This window comes from Nitrobacter sp. (assembly GCF_051535235.1).
Taxonomy (GTDB): domain Bacteria; phylum Pseudomonadota; class Alphaproteobacteria; order Rhizobiales; family Xanthobacteraceae; genus Nitrobacter.
This window is the reverse complement of sequence record NZ_JBPPLZ010000001.1, coordinates 166,514-180,130: the sequence shown is the minus strand read 5'-3', so window position 1 is coordinate 180,130 and position 13,617 is coordinate 166,514. Positions and strand designations below refer to the sequence as shown.

Here is a 13,617-nt window from a genome sequence, read left to right as displayed (position 1 = left end):
CATAGATAAGTCGAAACCCCTCACCCCAACCCTCTCCCACGGGAGAGGGAGTTCGCTTTCGCGGACGATGACGCCTCACGTCTTGATCAAATTCTGACAGCGGCGAAAAGATAATAGCATAACAAAATGGCCGGGATCGCTCCCGGCCATTTGCGTTCGTAAACCGCGTATCAGCGCGGCGGTGGCGGGGCGGCTGAGGCCGTTCCGCCGTTCAGGAGCGGCGTGATGCGGCGCACGGTGACGCGCCGGTTCTCCCGCGACGGACCATCGGTCTGCACCTTCAGGTTCTGTTCGCCGTAACCCTGCGTCACCAGATTCTCCGGCGGCACCTGGAATTGCTGGGTCAGCAACTCGGCGGCAGATTGCGCGCGGCGGTCCGACAGCGACAGGTTGTCGACGTCGTTGCCCACCGCATCGGTATGGCCCTCGATCAGGAACACCTCGCTTGGATTGCGCGAAATCGCGCGGTTGATGCCGTCGGCGATCACCCGCAGTTTCGACGCCTGATCGGGACCGATGTCCCACGATCCGGTTTCGAAGTTGATGGTGTCGAGATCGATACTCGGCATCCGCGCGCGCACCATCGGGCTGTAGCGGACTTCATCGAGCGTATAGGCGCGCTCGATCGGTTCTACCGGCGGCGCCAGCAGCGTATCGTAGATCACCTCCGGCGGCGCATCTTCGGCCTCGACGATGTAGCGGTCGCGCGGAATTCCGATGCGCGGCGGCGGCAGCGAGACGAAATAGCCTCCGATCGCCCCGGCCACCACGCCCGCGGCGACGCCTGCCCCGACGCCACCGTAGCCACGGCTGTTGTCGATGATGATCACTTCGTGGCCGCGCTGATCGCGGCGAATTCGCCGCAGCATCCGGCCATCGCGGTCATCGATCGTGATGATCTGCGTGCCGTCCGGCCGCACCACGACGGTGCGGGTATCGTTGCCGACGCGCTCTTGCCGGATATCGCGCGCGCCATAGCGGAAGCGATCTTCCTCGTTGTGCCGGATGAAAGATTGCCCGCTCGGATCGCGCACGATGACGCGGCCCGGTTCGGTGATGACGGTGCGGCCACCCTGCTGCGTCTCGCGCCGCTCGGAGCGGAACGCATCGATGTTGCGTGGCCCTTGCCGTGCCGCGTTTGGCGCGATCGGTCGCAGGTCCTGAGCGCTCGAGGGCGGTGGCGGCAGCGGGGTTGTGACGGTGGGCGGCCCGTGACGGGGGACCGGTGCACCGGCCGGCAGCGCGGTCTGACCGCCGGGAGTGGAGGGCGCATGTTCCGCCTTGGTCCCGTTCGGCACCGCGGCGCCGCGCGGCGTCGTGGTCGGGGCTGAACCCGCCGGCGCAGACGGCGCGGCCGGGACTTCGCGGGGCGACGTCGGCGTGGTTGGTGCGACCGCGTTGGGCGTCGGGGTCGTTTGCGCCGGCGCTGTGCCGCCACGTTGGCCCCCGCGACCATTCGGCGGACCGCCGCGTTCACCAGGTCCGGTATGCTCGCGTCCTCCGGGTCCACCACGGCCTCCCTCGCCGCGCCTGGTCGCGCCTGGCTCCGCATTGGCAGGCGGCGTGGTTTGCGGTTGCGCGGTCGGAGCAGGCGCCGGGGCCGGTCTTGCTGCAGCCGGCGGCGGCGCGCCCTTTGATGGAGAGGAGGGCGCGGCGGTTGGCGGCGCAGGAGGCTTCGGTGCTGCTGGAGGAGTCGGGGGCTGCGGCGCAGGTGCGGCTCGCGGCTCGGCTGGAGGCGTTGCGTGCGACGGTGGCGTCACCGGCCTTGGCCGCTCGGCCGCGGGCGGCGCGACATGCGGCGGCGGAGCAGGCCGGGCAGCAGCGGGCGGAGTCGGCGCGGTCCTTTGCGGCTCTGCATGAGGCGGTTGAGCGGGCCGCGCCGGAGCACCTGATGGCGCTTGACGAGTCGGTGCGGCGTTTGGAGGCGGTCCTTTCCGTCGTCGCTCGCCCTCGCCCTCGCCCTGTTCGGCCGGCGCTGAAGCCTGCGCGAGTTGGACCGGCGCGGATTGCGCGTGTGACGGCGGCGGCGTCAACGACGCGACAGTGAGAGCCGACGTGGCCAGCAGGACCAGGCGAAAGTTCGTCATGACAATCTTTATCCCAACAAAAGTTTCGGCAACGAGCGCAAAGCTTGCTGGCCGATGGTGACGGGAGCGTGATCAACGAATAGCGATAAGGCTGTAATGTGGCAGCGATCCGCAGCGCGGACTGATTTATTTTCAGATGTGTTCTATAAAAAGCGTGCGGAATTCACGCTGCATTCAGATCATGCGTCATCTGGAGCGAGTCATCAGCAGCTACTTGAGCATATCGGTCGCAGGAGGTTGCGCGGGCGGAGTCGGGGGAGTTTGTGTCGGCAATTCCTCCGGTATCTGGCCCGGCAATTCTCGCGGAGGTGGGGGCGGCGAGTTCGGCTCGTGCACTGGCGGGGGAATGTCGGGACCAGGCTGCGGACTTCCAGGCGGATCTTCGCGGGGTGGCTCCGTCGGACGGCCCGGCTTGACGGGCGGCACTTCCGTCGGTTGAACATCCATCGCGTGTCTCCATTCAGAGGCTGACAGAGGCCCTTGTCAGTGGGGGCCGTAATCGCCGTTCCCATGACCGTCGAGGATCGGGATCTCTTGCGGACCTAACGGCCGATGAGGCGTGATGTTCCGCAAGCCGTTGCGGCGTTGCCGACCGGACGTTGCGCACAATGGAACCTGATGAGGTGCTTTGCATGAGAACCGTTTCACTGGCTGCTGTCGCAATGTTGGCCATGATCGCGAACAGCTCGGCTCATGCGGGCGGCTGCGCATCCGCGATCAGCGCTTATCGTCGCGCGCATGGGCTGTCAGCCGTTCGCGCCGATGCAGCACTCGATCGGATCGCGCGACAACAGGCCGCAGCGATGGCTCGGGCGGAAACGGTCAGCCATAACGTGAATGGCAACTTCTTCATCCGGATCGCGCCGGTCCATCGCCGGCTGGCGGCCGAGAATGTCGCGGCCGGTTTTCTCACCTGCGCCGAAACGATCAGGCAATGGGCCGAGAGTAGCGGGCACCGCGCCAACCTTCAGATGCCGGGCGCGCGGCGTGTCGGCGTCGCGTCGGTTGCGAAGCCGTCATCGCCCTATCGGCGCTTCTGGGCCATGGTGATCACGGATTGAGGCGGTGCGCACGGATCGCTATCGCGCCGGGAATCAGACCTGCCGCTCGACGAGCTTCAGCTTCAGCATGGCGATCGCCTCCGCCGGGTTCAGGTTCTTCGGGCAGGCCTTGGTGCAATTCAGGATGGTGTGGCAACGATAGAGCCGGAACGGATCCTCGAGGTAGTCGAGGCGCTCGCCGGTGGCTTCGTCGCGCGAATCGCTGACCCATCGCGCTGCCTGCAGCAGCGCGGCGGGGCCGAGAAAGCGGTCGCTGTTCCACCAGTAGCTCGGACAAGCCGTCGAACAGCAGGCGCACAGGATGCACTCGTAGAGGCCGTCGAGTTTCTCGCGGTCCTCGCGGCTCTGCCGCCATTCCTTCTGCGGCGTCGGCGTCGTGGTCTTCAGCCACGGTTCGATCGAGGCGTATTGCGCGTAAAAATTCGTCAGGTCCGGCACGAGGTCCTTCACCACGGGCTGGTGCGGCAGCGGACTGACCTTCACCGCGTCGCCGGCGATGTCGTGCATCGATTTGGTACAGGCCAGCGTGTTCTGGCCATTGATGTTCATGGCGCAGGAGCCGCACACACCTTCGCGGCAGGAGCGTCGGAAGGTCAGGGTCGGGTCGATATGGTCCTTGATCCAGATCAGACCGTCGAGCACCCTCGGGCCGCATTCGTTGACGTCGACATGGAAGGTATCCATGCTCGGATTATTGTCGTCGTCGGGATTCCAGCGATAGACCTTGAATTCGCGCGTCTCCGTCGCGCCTTCCGGCTTCGGCCAGGTCTTGCCGCCGGTGACCTTCGAATTTCTCGGAAGCGCGAATTTAACCATCGGTCTGGTCCCACTTTTTCGTCATTCCGGAATGCGTTCCGGGCGGCGATAGCCGGCCGGATGCAGATCCGGAATCCATCCTCAACTCTTCAACCCGGTCCATGGAGTCCGGGTTCGCTCGCTTTTGCTCGTGCCCCGGAATGACGGGCTGTGAAAATTCTGTCTCAAAGTTCTGTCTCTCAATACACCCGCGCCTTCGGCGGGATGTACTGAACGTCGTTGGTCATCGTGTAGTCGTGAACCGGACGGTAATCGATCGTGGTGACACCGCGATCGCTCAGCCGGGCCAGCGTATGCTTCATCCAGTTCTGATCGTCGCGGTTGGGATAATCCTCGCGGGCATGGGCGCCGCGACTTTCTGTGCGGTTGGCGGCGCAATCCATCGTCACCACCGCCTGGGAGATGAGGTTGTCGTATTCCATCGTCTCTACCAGGTCCGTGTTCCACACCAGCGAGCGATCGAACACGGCGATGTCGGCGATCCCGTCATAAACCTTGTGAATCAGTTTCTGACCTTCTGTCAGAACGTCGCGGGTGCGGAAAACCGCGCAGTTGGTCTGCATCACCCGCTGCATGCTCTCGCGCAGCCTGGCGGTCGGCGTGCCGCCGGAGGCGTAACGGAATTTGTCGAGCCGGCCGAGCGCCATCTCGCTGGAATTCGCGGGCAGGTCGGGCTGCGCGGCATCGGCTGTAAGCTTCTCGGCGCAGCGCTGGGCGGCGGCGCGGCCGAACACCACGAGATCGATCAGCGAGTTGGAGCCGAGGCGATTGGCGCCGTGCACGGAGACGCAGGCGGCTTCGCCCACCGCCATCAGGCCGGGCACGACCGCGTTGTCGTTGCCGGTCTTCTTGGTGACCACTTCGCCGTGGAAGTTGGTGGGGATGCCGCCCATGTTGTAGTGCACGGTCGGCAGGATCGGTATCGGCTCGCGGGTAACGTCGACGCCGGCGAAGATCTTCACCGATTCAGAGATGCCGGGCAGCCGCTCGTGCAGCACTTTCGGGTCGAGATGGTCGAGATGCAGGAAGATGTGGTCTTTCTTCTTGCCGACGCCGCGGCCTTCGCGGATTTCGATCGTCATCGCGCGCGAGACCACATCGCGCGAGGCGAGGTCCTTGGCGGAGGGCGCATAGCGTTCCATGAAACGCTCGCCCTCGGCGTTGACGAGATAGCCGCCTTCGCCGCGCGCGCCTTCGGTGACGAGGCAGCCCGATCCGTAGATGCCCGTCGGGTGAAACTGGACGAACTCCATGTCCTGCAGCGGCAGCCCTGCGCGCAGCGCCATGCCGCCGCCGTCGCCGGTGCAGATATGCGCCGAGGTGCATGAGGCGTAGGCACGTCCGTAGCCGCCGGTGGCGAGAATCGTGGTCTGGGCGCGGAAGCGGTGCACCGTGCCGTCGTCGAGCTTGAGCGCGATCACGCCCCGGCAGACGCCCTGATCGTCCATGATAAGGTCGATGGCGAAAAACTCGATGAAGAACTCCGCGGCGTGGCGCAGCGCCTGGCCATACATCGTGTGCAGCATCGCATGGCCGGTGCGGTCGGCGGCGGCGCAGGTGCGCTGGGCCTGGCTCTTGCCGAAATCGACGGTCATGCCGCCGAACGGGCGCTGGTAGATCTTGCCGTCCTCGGTGCGCGAGAACGGCACGCCCCAGTGTTCGAGTTCGTAGACCGCCTCCGGCGCGTTACGCACCATGTACTCGATGCAATCCTGATCGCCGAGCCAGTCCGATCCCTTGACGGTATCGTACATGTGCCAGCGCCAGTCGTCCTTGTGCATGTTGCCGAGCGAGGCGGAGATGCCGCCCTGCGCCGCCACGGTGTGCGAGCGGGTGGGAAACACCTTGGTGATGCATGCGGTGCGCAGGCCGGCCTCGCCGCAACCCACGGCGGCCCGCAGGCCGGCTCCGCCGGCGCCGACGACGACGACGTCATAAGTGTGGTCTTCGATGGGATAGGCCTTGCTGTTGGCGGCTGGCGCTGCACTGCCGTTTCCGGCCATGAACTACACTCCGGATGACAGTTTGAAGATGGCATAAGCGGCGGCCAGCGCCAGGGTGACGGAGAAGAAGTTGTTGGCCATGATCGATATCAGCTTGAACTTCTCGTCATGCACGTAGTCTTCGATGATCACCTGCATTCCGATTTTCATATGCCAGATGCTGGCCACGACGAACAGCAGCATGATGATGGCGATCGGCGGCGAACCGAGAATCTGCGCCGCCCCGGCCTGGTTGCGGCCGAGCAGGATCATCATGACCACGACCATCGGCACGATCAGCAGGACCATCGCGACCGCGGTCACGCGCTGCCGCCAGAAGTCCTTGGTTCCGGAATGGGCCGCGCCGAGGTTGCGAACCCGCCCCAGCGGCGTCCGCATCGACTTCGGACGGGGAAGCGGCTGCATGGTCATCGTCCGCCGCCGGTCGCATAGGCGATGATCCACAGCAGCACCGTGAGCAGGATACCGCCGATCAGCGTCGCCCGGGTGAGCCATTCACGCTCGGCCGGCTTGAATCCATAGCCGAGATCCCAGACCAGGTGGCGAACCCCGCTCAGCATGTGGTGCATCAGCGCCCAGGTGTATCCGAAGGCGATCAGCCGGCCGATCCAGCTTGCGGTGAAGGACTGAACCGCGGCGTAGGCGCCCGGCCCGGACGACACCGCGATCAGCCACCAGACCAGCAGCAACGTCCCGAAATAAAGTGCCACGCCGGTCGCGCGATGGACGATGGACAATGTCATCGTCAGGGTCCAGCGGTAAATCTGCAGGTGCGGCGAAAGCGGACGTTCGATTCTGATAGCCATCGATGCCTTCGCTGGTTGCGGGTGCGCGGCGCCACCCAATTGGGATCCGCGACAAGCAATTCTGCTCATATACTTATGGGGTCAAAACAGCCTGCGCAACGCTCAAATCGCGATTTGCGAATGGCAGTTCAGGACTAGCGCATTGACATTTCCTTAACATACCCCGCATCCGAGCCGGATCCCTGAAGCGCCATTCATGGCTGCGCCGGCCAGTTTCTCCTGTAGAGATCGGCATAGGTGTCGCGGAGGATATTCTTCTGCACCTTGCCCATCGTGTTGCGGGGCAGTTCATCGACAAAGATCACGCGCTTCGGCCTCTTGAATTTGGCCAGCCGGTCCTTGAGCGCGTCAAGCACATCGGCTTCAGTCACAGCGGCATCCTTGTCGCGGACCACGAGAGCGGTGACGCCCTCGCCGAAGTCCGGGTGCGACACGCCGATGACGGCGCTTTCGACCACACCCGGCAGCGCGTCGATCTCGCTCTCGACTTCCTTCGGGTAGACATTGAGGCCGCCCGTGATCACAAGGTCCGTGCCGCGGCCGAGAATGTGCACGTAATCCCGCTCGTCCATCTCGCCGAGGTCGCCGGTGATGAAGAAACCGTCGGGCCGAAACTCCGCCGCGGTCTTCTCCGGCATCCGCCAATAGCCCTTGAACACGTTCGGCCCCCTGACCTCGATCATGCCGATGGTCTCGCGCGGCAGTTCCGTTCCGGTTTCCGGATCGGTGACGCGGACGGAGACGCCGGGCAGCGCGGGGCCGACCGCGCCGGGGACGCGATCGCCGTCATAGGGGTTCGACGTGTTCATGCCGGTCTCGGTCATGCCGTAGCGTTCCAGCACGGCGTGACCGGTACGAGCGGACCATTCGCGGTGGGTGTCGGCGAGCAGCGGCGCCGAGCCGGAGATGAACAGCCGCATGCGGCTGGTCGATTCATGCATCAGCGCCGGATTTTGCAGCAGGCGTATGTAGAACGTCGGCACGCCCATCAGAACCGTGGCGCGAGTCATCAGTTCGATGACGAGACCGGGATCGAATTTCGGCAGAAAGATCATCGAGGCGCGCGCCAGCAGCGTGACGTTGCTGGCGACGAACAGTCCGTGGGTGTGATAGATCGGCAGCGCGTGGATCAGCACGTCCTGGTCGGTGAAGCGCCAGCAGTCGACGAGGCTGGAGGCGTTCGACGCCAGATTGTCGTGGGTCAGCATCGCGCCTTTGGAGCGTCCGGTCGTGCCCGAGGTGTAGAGGATAGCCGCAAGGTCGTCGTTGGCCCGCGTGACCGTGTCGAATTCAGGCTGTGCCGCCATTGCGGCTTCCGCCAGCGATCCCTTGCCGCCGGCGTCGAGCGTTTCGACCCTCGCGCCGACTTTCGCCGCGATCGCCGCGAGGCCATCCGCTTTCGACGGATCGCACACCACGAGCGCAGGCTCGGCATCGGTGATGAAATAGTCGAGTTCGTTGAGGGTGTAGGCCGGGTTGAGCGGCAGATAGACCGCCGCGGCGCGCACCGTCGCGAGATAGAGCGCGAGATTCGGTACCGACTTTTCGACCTGCACCGCGACGCGGTCGCCCGGCTTGACGCCGCGCGCTGCCAGCACGTTGGCCAGCCGCCCCGAAAACGCGATCAGATCGCCATAGGTGATGCGACGGCCGCCCGGCGTTTCGATCGCGAGCCGGTCTGCGTCGTCGAGATCGTCGAACAGGCGCGAAAACAGGTTGGCGTTCATGGCGGAGTTCCTGCGGGCGTTGATCCTGACGGCCTGATCGCTAAGTTGTGACGCGTTGGTGCGCCGATCCGGGTGATATTCGGCAATGCCGTAACATATACCGGCATACATATCTGCGGGCCTTTATAGCGCCACCGACGCCCGATGGAGGCGGTTGTTTCATGACAAGCATTTCAGCCAGCGGCGGCCGCACCGCCCCTGCTTCCGCCGGAGTTATTCAGCCGGCGTGGGTTCGCGTCGTCCACTGGATCAATGCGGCGGCGATGATCGTCATGATCATGTCGGGCTGGCAGATCTACAACGCCTCGCCGCTGTTCGACTTCACCTTCTCGCGTTCGATCACGCTCGGCGGCTGGCTCGCCGGCGGACTGCTGTGGCATTTCGCGGCGATGTGGCTGTTGGTGGTCAACGGCCTCGTCTATCTCGTTCTCGGCCTCGCCACAGGTCGCTTCCGCCGCAAGCTATGGCCGATCACGCCATCAGGCGTTGCGGCCGATACCAAGGCGGCGCTGACCGGCAAGCTGTCCCATGCCGACCTGTCGAGATATAATCAGGTGCAGAAGCTGTTGTACGCCGCCATCATCCTTGTCGGGATCGTGGTGGTGCTGTCGGGCCTCTCGATCTGGAAGCCGGTCCAGTTCCAGTGGCTGACGGCCGTGTTCGGCGGCTACGATTTCGCGCGCTATGTGCATTTTACCTGCATGGCGCTGATCGTCGCGTTTCTCGTCGTGCATGTCGCGCTCGCGCTGCTGGTGCCAAAAAGCCTGCGCGCGATGGTTGCCGGCCGCTAGGTCTGATTCAACCATGTCGGATCAGGCCTGGCCTTATTCTTTTGATTGAGCATGATCTGATCCGAAAATCGGTTTCCACTTTTCGGGATCATGCTCTGGGAGAGCTAGTCATGCGCCGTCTCAGTTCGCTTCTGATCCCGGGCGTCGACAAAAAGTTGCTTGTCAGGGACGCAGCGAAATTGCTGCCCGATCCGGCGCGCCGCCGTTTCATCGCCGGGGGCGCCAGCCTCGGCGCATTGACCTTGCTGACCGGGTGCGACGTATCGGACAGTTTTTCGGCGGAAAAGCTGCTCGCGCAGATTTCGAAGTTCAATGACAAGGTGCAGGCCGCGATCTTCAATCCGAACACGCTGGCGCCGACCTATAAGGAAGCCGACATCACCCGGCCGTTTCCGTTCAACGGCTACTATTCCGAGGATGAAGCGCCGGACATCGACGGCGAGGACTACGCGTTCGAAGTGCGCGGCCTCGTCGACAACACCAAATCATGGACGCTCGACGACCTTTACAAGCTGCCCGAGGTCACGCAGATCACGCGGCACGTCTGCGTCGAGGGATGGAGCGCCATCGGAAGCTGGAGCGGGACACCGTTGCGCGATTTTCTCAAACTGGTCGGCGCAGACACCCGTGCGAAATATTGCTGGTTTCAGTGCGCCGATGTCGACGGCTACAACAGCCCGTTGGACATGGCGACCGCGCTGCATCCGCAGACCCAGATGACCTTCAAGTTCGATGGCGAAATCCTGCCGCGCAAGTACGGCTACCCGATGAAGATCCGGGTTCCGACCAAGCTCGGCTTCAAGAATCCAAAGTACGTGGTCTCAATGGAGGTCACCAACGACTACAAGGGCGGCTACTGGGAGGACCAGGGTTATAATTCCTTTAGCGGCATCTGACGCGACTGGCCGCTGCCATTTCCGGCTGCTATAGGTGGCCGCACGGATACTACGCTATATCCGAAGCCCTGATTCCCCAGCCGGAGGTTTTCCATGATCGCTCGTACCCTGTTCGCGGCGGCGACGCTCCTGACCGTGACCGCGACCGCGGCTTCGGCCAATTCCGCCAAGGCTTCTCTGAAAAACGCCCAGGGCGTCGATGTCGGCACCGTCGAACTCACCCAGGTCGATGACGGGGTTCTGCTCAAGGCTGCCCTCAAGGGTCTGCCGCCCGGCGAGCATGCTTTTCACATTCACGCGGTCGGCAAATGCGAGCCGCCGTTTACGTCGGCGGGCGGTCATTTCAATCCCGCCAACAAGAAGCACGGCATGATGGCAGCCGATGGTCACCATGCAGGCGACATGCCGAACCTCGTCGTGCCGGCCTCGGGCGAGTTGAAACTGGAAGTGGTCAATACCGCGGTCACGCTCGACAAGGACAAGCCGAATTCGGTTCTGAAGCCGGACGGCACCGCCATCGTCATTCACGCGGCGGCGGACGACTACAAGACCGATCCGACCGGCGAGGCCGGCGGCCGCATCGCCTGCGGCGTCATCCAGTAGAGTCCATCACTGTCAGGTGGATTGGGATGGGGGTCTCCTTGCCTCTCCCCGCCGGGGAGAGGTCGGAGCCGAAGGCTCCGGGTGAGGGAGCGTTCACCCCTCACTCCAAATGACTCAGGATGTTGGATCGCGCCGTAGCCGCCGCTGGAACGCGGACAGGATCGCGCCGGCAGCCAGCATCGCCGCGGAGACGTTGAGCGCGTAGGACAGGCTGCCCATGGCGTCGGTGATCGCGCCGACCATGACAGGCCCGACCGTCTGTCCGATGCCGAAGGATATTGTCATCGCCGCGATTGCCGTGGGCCATGCCGCGGGCGGATAGTTGAAGCGCACGAACGCGGTGGTCGATGTCACCACCGCGAAAAACGACACGCCGAACACCAGCGCCGACAATCCAAGCAGGAGCGGCGTATGGCCCAGCAGCGGCAGCGCCGCGCCGACGGTGTTGACGCCAAGGACGATGGCCATGCTGAGACCGCCGCGGTCGAGGCCAAAGGTGCGCCGCCAGATCCACGGAGTAGCAAGCGTGCTCAGGCCGATCAGGCTCCAGAACGCGCTTTGCGCCAGCGCGCCGCCGCCGCCGTCGCGGACATAGGCGATCATGAACGTCATGTAGGCGATATAGCCGGCGCCGAACAGGAAGTAGCCTGCGAGGAAGATGATGGCGGGGCCAATCGCGAAGCGTCCCCGTGCAGTCTGCGGACCGCCCGCCGCGACATCGAAGCGTGCTACGAACATCGGCACCGTCATCACGAAAGCGAGCGCGGCCATCACCCACCACACGATCCACCATGATCCGGGTCCGAAATATTGCAGCACGAACGGTGCGATGAGGCCCGATGAGAGAATGCCGATGCCGGGGCCGATGTAGAACAGGCTGATCAGGAAGTTCGATCGCGCCGGCTGCGACTGCGCGATCGTCGTGGCCAATGTTCCGCCGGCGACGAATCCGATCGCCGCGGCGATTCCGACGATCAGGCGGGCGAAGCTGAGAACGATGAAGTTTCCCGTCAGCGCGCAGAGCGCCAGCGAGACGGCGGCGGCCGCCGTCGACCAGCGTGTGCTTGCCACGGTGCCGAATCGCTTTGCGACCGAGGCCGCGATCAGCGCGCCGGCGAGGTAGCCGGCCGCATTGATCGTATTCATGAAGCCGGCCGCCGAATAGGACCAGCCGAGGCTGTCGCGCATGTCCGGCAGTACCAGCGAATAGGCGAATCGGCCCAGGCCGAGGCCGACGGTGGCCGCAAGCGACAGGACCAGAATCAGCCGCGTGGGGTTCGCGTCCGCGGTTGGTCTTTCTGGTGCGATCAAATCGAACCTCCGGCAGGGCGCATTGTGGCAGCTTCGGAAGGCGAGGCAATTGGCGCAAAGGCGTCTTGCCAACGGCGCAACGCCGTCCTAGCAATCGGCATTCCGTCATTCCGGGGCGTGCCGAAGGCGCGAACCCGGAATCCATATCTGACATCAGGCTTGGATTCCGGATCGCCGCGCTCGCGCTCGGCGTCCGGAATGACGCAATCATCTCGCAAGGACTTTGTCATGGCGACTTACAAGCTGCTTCTCCTGCCCGGCGACGGCATCGGCCCGGAGGTGATGGCGGAGGTGAAGCGGCTGATCGGGTGGCTGGACGCGCAGGGCATCGCCAAATTCGAAACAGAGGACGGGCTCGTCGGCGGCGCGTCCTATGACGCAGACAAGGTCAGCATCACCGACGCCACCATGGCGAGGGCGCTCGCCGCCGACGCCGTGCTGTTCGGTGCGGTCGGCGGGCCGAAGTGGGACCCGGTGCCCTATGAGGTGCGGCCGGAAGCCGGGCTGCTCCGGCTGCGCAAGGACCTCGCGCTCTACGCCAACCTGCGTCCGGCGATCTGCTATCCGGCGCTCGCGGAATCCTCCAGCCTCAAGCGGGATCTCGTCGAGGGCCTCGATATCATGATCGTGCGCGAACTGACCGGCGGGGTCTATTTCGGCGAGCCGAAAACCATCACCGATCTTGGCAACGGCCAGAAGCGCGCCGTCGATACTCAGGTCTACGACACCTGCGAGATCGAGCGCATCGCGCGCGTCGCCTTCGATCTTGCGCGCAAGCGTCGCAACAAGCTGACCTCGATGGAAAAGCGCAACGTCATGAAGTCCGGTGTGCTCTGGCACGAGGTGGTGACGCAAGTCCATCAGCGCGAATACAAGGACGTCGCGCTCGATCATCAGCTCGCGGATTCTGGTGGCATGCAGCTCGTGCGCCGTCCCAAGCAGTTCGACGTGATCGTCACCGACAACCTGTTCGGTGACATGCTTTCCGACATCGCGGCGATGCTGACGGGTTCGCTCGGGATGCTGCCGTCGGCCTCGCTCGGCGACGTCGATGCGAAAACCAAAAAGCGCCGCGCGCTTTACGAGCCCGTGCATGGCTCGGCGCCCGATATCGCGGGGCAGGGCGCGGCCAATCCGATCGCGATGCTGGCGTCGTTCGGGATGGCGCTGCGCTATTCCTTCGACATGGGCGAACTCGCCGACAAGCTCGATGCCGCGATCGCGGCGGTGCTCGCGAAGGGCCTGCGCACGGCCGACCTGAAATCCGAAGGCTCGACCGTTATCAGCACGTCGCAGATGGGCGAGGCGATTGTGGAGGAACTTCAGGCGCTGCACGCCTGAGTGCCAATCCGGCGTCGCTCAACAAAAATGCCCGGTCGTGCCGGGCATTTTTGTTGAGCCTGTTTGAAAAGTTTGCTTTCCGGGTGTCCCGGGCGCGTTGTGGTACGAAGTGACGCTGCGCAGACCCGGGATCGTTGCAGAAAACCTCGCAAAGACCTCCGGCTCAGCAGCGCAC

Annotated in this window: 13 protein-coding genes; 6 read left to right on the top strand and 7 right to left on the bottom strand. The window is 64.2% G+C overall.

What is annotated here, in order from left to right; all coding sequences use genetic code 11:
- Positions 1-170: 170 nt before the first annotated feature.
- Positions 171-1,298 (bottom strand): OmpA family protein, encoded by a 1,128-nt coding sequence (locus ACS3WA_RS00900; RefSeq protein WP_438276693.1) that lies wholly within the window; start codon positions 1,296-1,298, stop codon positions 171-173.
- Positions 1,299-1,636: 338 nt separating this feature from the next.
- Between ACS3WA_RS00900 and ACS3WA_RS00895 the strand changes: the two genes are divergently transcribed.
- Together ACS3WA_RS00895 and ACS3WA_RS00890 are read left to right on the top strand one after the other, a co-directional pair.
- Positions 1,637-2,047 (top strand): hypothetical protein, encoded by a 411-nt coding sequence (locus ACS3WA_RS00895; protein ID WP_438276692.1) that lies wholly within the window; start codon positions 1,637-1,639, stop codon positions 2,045-2,047.
- 672 nt (positions 2,048-2,719) lie between these two features.
- Entirely contained in the window at positions 2,720-3,148 is a 429-nt protein-coding gene (locus ACS3WA_RS00890) for a CAP domain-containing protein (RefSeq protein ID WP_438276691.1), read from the top strand.
- A 33-nt stretch (positions 3,149-3,181) separates the two neighbouring features.
- Here ACS3WA_RS00890 and ACS3WA_RS00885 read toward each other — a convergent pair whose 3' ends face one another.
- From ACS3WA_RS00885 to ACS3WA_RS00865, 5 genes are all read right to left on the bottom strand, one after another.
- Complete coding sequence (locus ACS3WA_RS00885) at positions 3,182-3,964, bottom strand: succinate dehydrogenase iron-sulfur subunit (RefSeq protein WP_438276690.1); 783 nt, start codon at positions 3,962-3,964, stop codon at positions 3,182-3,184.
- A gap of 179 nt (positions 3,965-4,143) precedes the next feature.
- Positions 4,144-5,967, bottom strand: coding sequence for a succinate dehydrogenase flavoprotein subunit (gene sdhA, locus ACS3WA_RS00880; RefSeq protein WP_438276689.1), 1,824 nt, complete (start codon positions 5,965-5,967; stop codon positions 4,144-4,146).
- Between the two features lie 3 nt (positions 5,968-5,970).
- Positions 5,971-6,345 carry a succinate dehydrogenase, hydrophobic membrane anchor protein gene (gene sdhD / locus ACS3WA_RS00875; RefSeq protein WP_438276972.1) on the bottom strand — a complete coding sequence of 125 codons (375 nt, stop codon included), beginning with the start codon at positions 6,343-6,345 and terminating at the stop codon, positions 5,971-5,973.
- Positions 6,346-6,374: 29 nt separating this feature from the next.
- The gene (sdhC, locus tag ACS3WA_RS00870; protein WP_438276688.1) at positions 6,375-6,773 is read right to left on the bottom strand and encodes a succinate dehydrogenase, cytochrome b556 subunit; all 399 of its coding nucleotides are present in this window, start codon (positions 6,771-6,773) and stop codon (positions 6,375-6,377) included.
- A 194-nt stretch (positions 6,774-6,967) separates the two neighbouring features.
- The gene (locus ACS3WA_RS00865) at positions 6,968-8,500 is read right to left on the bottom strand and encodes a malonate--CoA ligase (protein ID WP_438276687.1); all 1,533 of its coding nucleotides are present in this window, start codon (positions 8,498-8,500) and stop codon (positions 6,968-6,970) included.
- Positions 8,501-8,661: 161 nt separating this feature from the next.
- Between ACS3WA_RS00865 and ACS3WA_RS00860 the strand changes: the two genes are divergently transcribed.
- From ACS3WA_RS00860 to ACS3WA_RS00850, 3 genes are all read left to right on the top strand, one after another.
- Positions 8,662-9,291 carry a cytochrome b/b6 domain-containing protein gene (locus ACS3WA_RS00860; RefSeq protein WP_438276686.1) on the top strand — a complete coding sequence of 210 codons (630 nt, stop codon included), beginning with the start codon at positions 8,662-8,664 and terminating at the stop codon, positions 9,289-9,291.
- 110 nt (positions 9,292-9,401) lie between these two features.
- Positions 9,402-10,187, top strand: a complete 786-nt coding sequence (locus ACS3WA_RS00855; RefSeq protein ID WP_438276685.1) for a molybdopterin-dependent oxidoreductase — start codon at positions 9,402-9,404, stop codon at positions 10,185-10,187.
- Between the two features lie 93 nt (positions 10,188-10,280).
- The gene (locus ACS3WA_RS00850) at positions 10,281-10,790 is read left to right on the top strand and encodes a superoxide dismutase family protein (RefSeq protein ID WP_438276684.1); all 510 of its coding nucleotides are present in this window, start codon (positions 10,281-10,283) and stop codon (positions 10,788-10,790) included.
- 114 nt (positions 10,791-10,904) lie between these two features.
- Here the strand turns inward: ACS3WA_RS00850 and ACS3WA_RS00845 are convergent, their stop codons facing one another.
- A complete protein-coding gene (locus tag ACS3WA_RS00845; protein ID WP_438276683.1) occupies positions 10,905-12,101 on the bottom strand; it encodes a YbfB/YjiJ family MFS transporter in 1,197 nt (398 codons plus the stop codon).
- 228 nt (positions 12,102-12,329) lie between these two features.
- On the opposite strand from ACS3WA_RS00845, the gene leuB reads away from it, so the two are divergent.
- Positions 12,330-13,442, top strand: coding sequence for a 3-isopropylmalate dehydrogenase (gene leuB, locus ACS3WA_RS00840; RefSeq protein ID WP_438276682.1), 1,113 nt, complete (start codon positions 12,330-12,332; stop codon positions 13,440-13,442).
- Positions 13,443-13,617 lie beyond the last annotated feature (175 nt).

Excerpts from the sequence above, each read along its gene's own strand:
- sdhC (WP_438276688.1), bottom strand. The coding sequence starts at position 6,773 with ATGGCTATCAGAATCGAACGTCCGCTTTCGCCGCACCTGCAGATTTAC.
- sdhD (WP_438276972.1), bottom strand. The coding sequence starts at position 6,345 with ATGCGGACGCCGCTGGGGCGGGTTCGCAACCTCGGCGCGGCCCATTCC.
- sdhA (WP_438276689.1), bottom strand. The coding sequence starts at position 5,967 with ATGGCCGGAAACGGCAGTGCAGCGCCAGCCGCCAACAGCAAGGCCTAT.
- leuB (WP_438276682.1), top strand. The coding sequence starts at position 12,330 with ATGGCGACTTACAAGCTGCTTCTCCTGCCCGGCGACGGCATCGGCCCG.
- ACS3WA_RS00865 (WP_438276687.1), bottom strand. The coding sequence starts at position 8,500 with ATGAACGCCAACCTGTTTTCGCGCCTGTTCGACGATCTCGACGACGCA.
- ACS3WA_RS00855 (WP_438276685.1), top strand. The coding sequence starts at position 9,402 with ATGCGCCGTCTCAGTTCGCTTCTGATCCCGGGCGTCGACAAAAAGTTG.
- ACS3WA_RS00850 (WP_438276684.1), top strand. The coding sequence starts at position 10,281 with ATGATCGCTCGTACCCTGTTCGCGGCGGCGACGCTCCTGACCGTGACC.
- ACS3WA_RS00890 (WP_438276691.1), top strand. The coding sequence starts at position 2,720 with ATGAGAACCGTTTCACTGGCTGCTGTCGCAATGTTGGCCATGATCGCG.
- ACS3WA_RS00860 (WP_438276686.1), top strand. The coding sequence starts at position 8,662 with ATGACAAGCATTTCAGCCAGCGGCGGCCGCACCGCCCCTGCTTCCGCC.
- ACS3WA_RS00885 (WP_438276690.1), bottom strand. The coding sequence starts at position 3,964 with ATGGTTAAATTCGCGCTTCCGAGAAATTCGAAGGTCACCGGCGGCAAG.
- ACS3WA_RS00895 (WP_438276692.1), top strand. The coding sequence starts at position 1,637 with ATGGAGAGGAGGGCGCGGCGGTTGGCGGCGCAGGAGGCTTCGGTGCTG.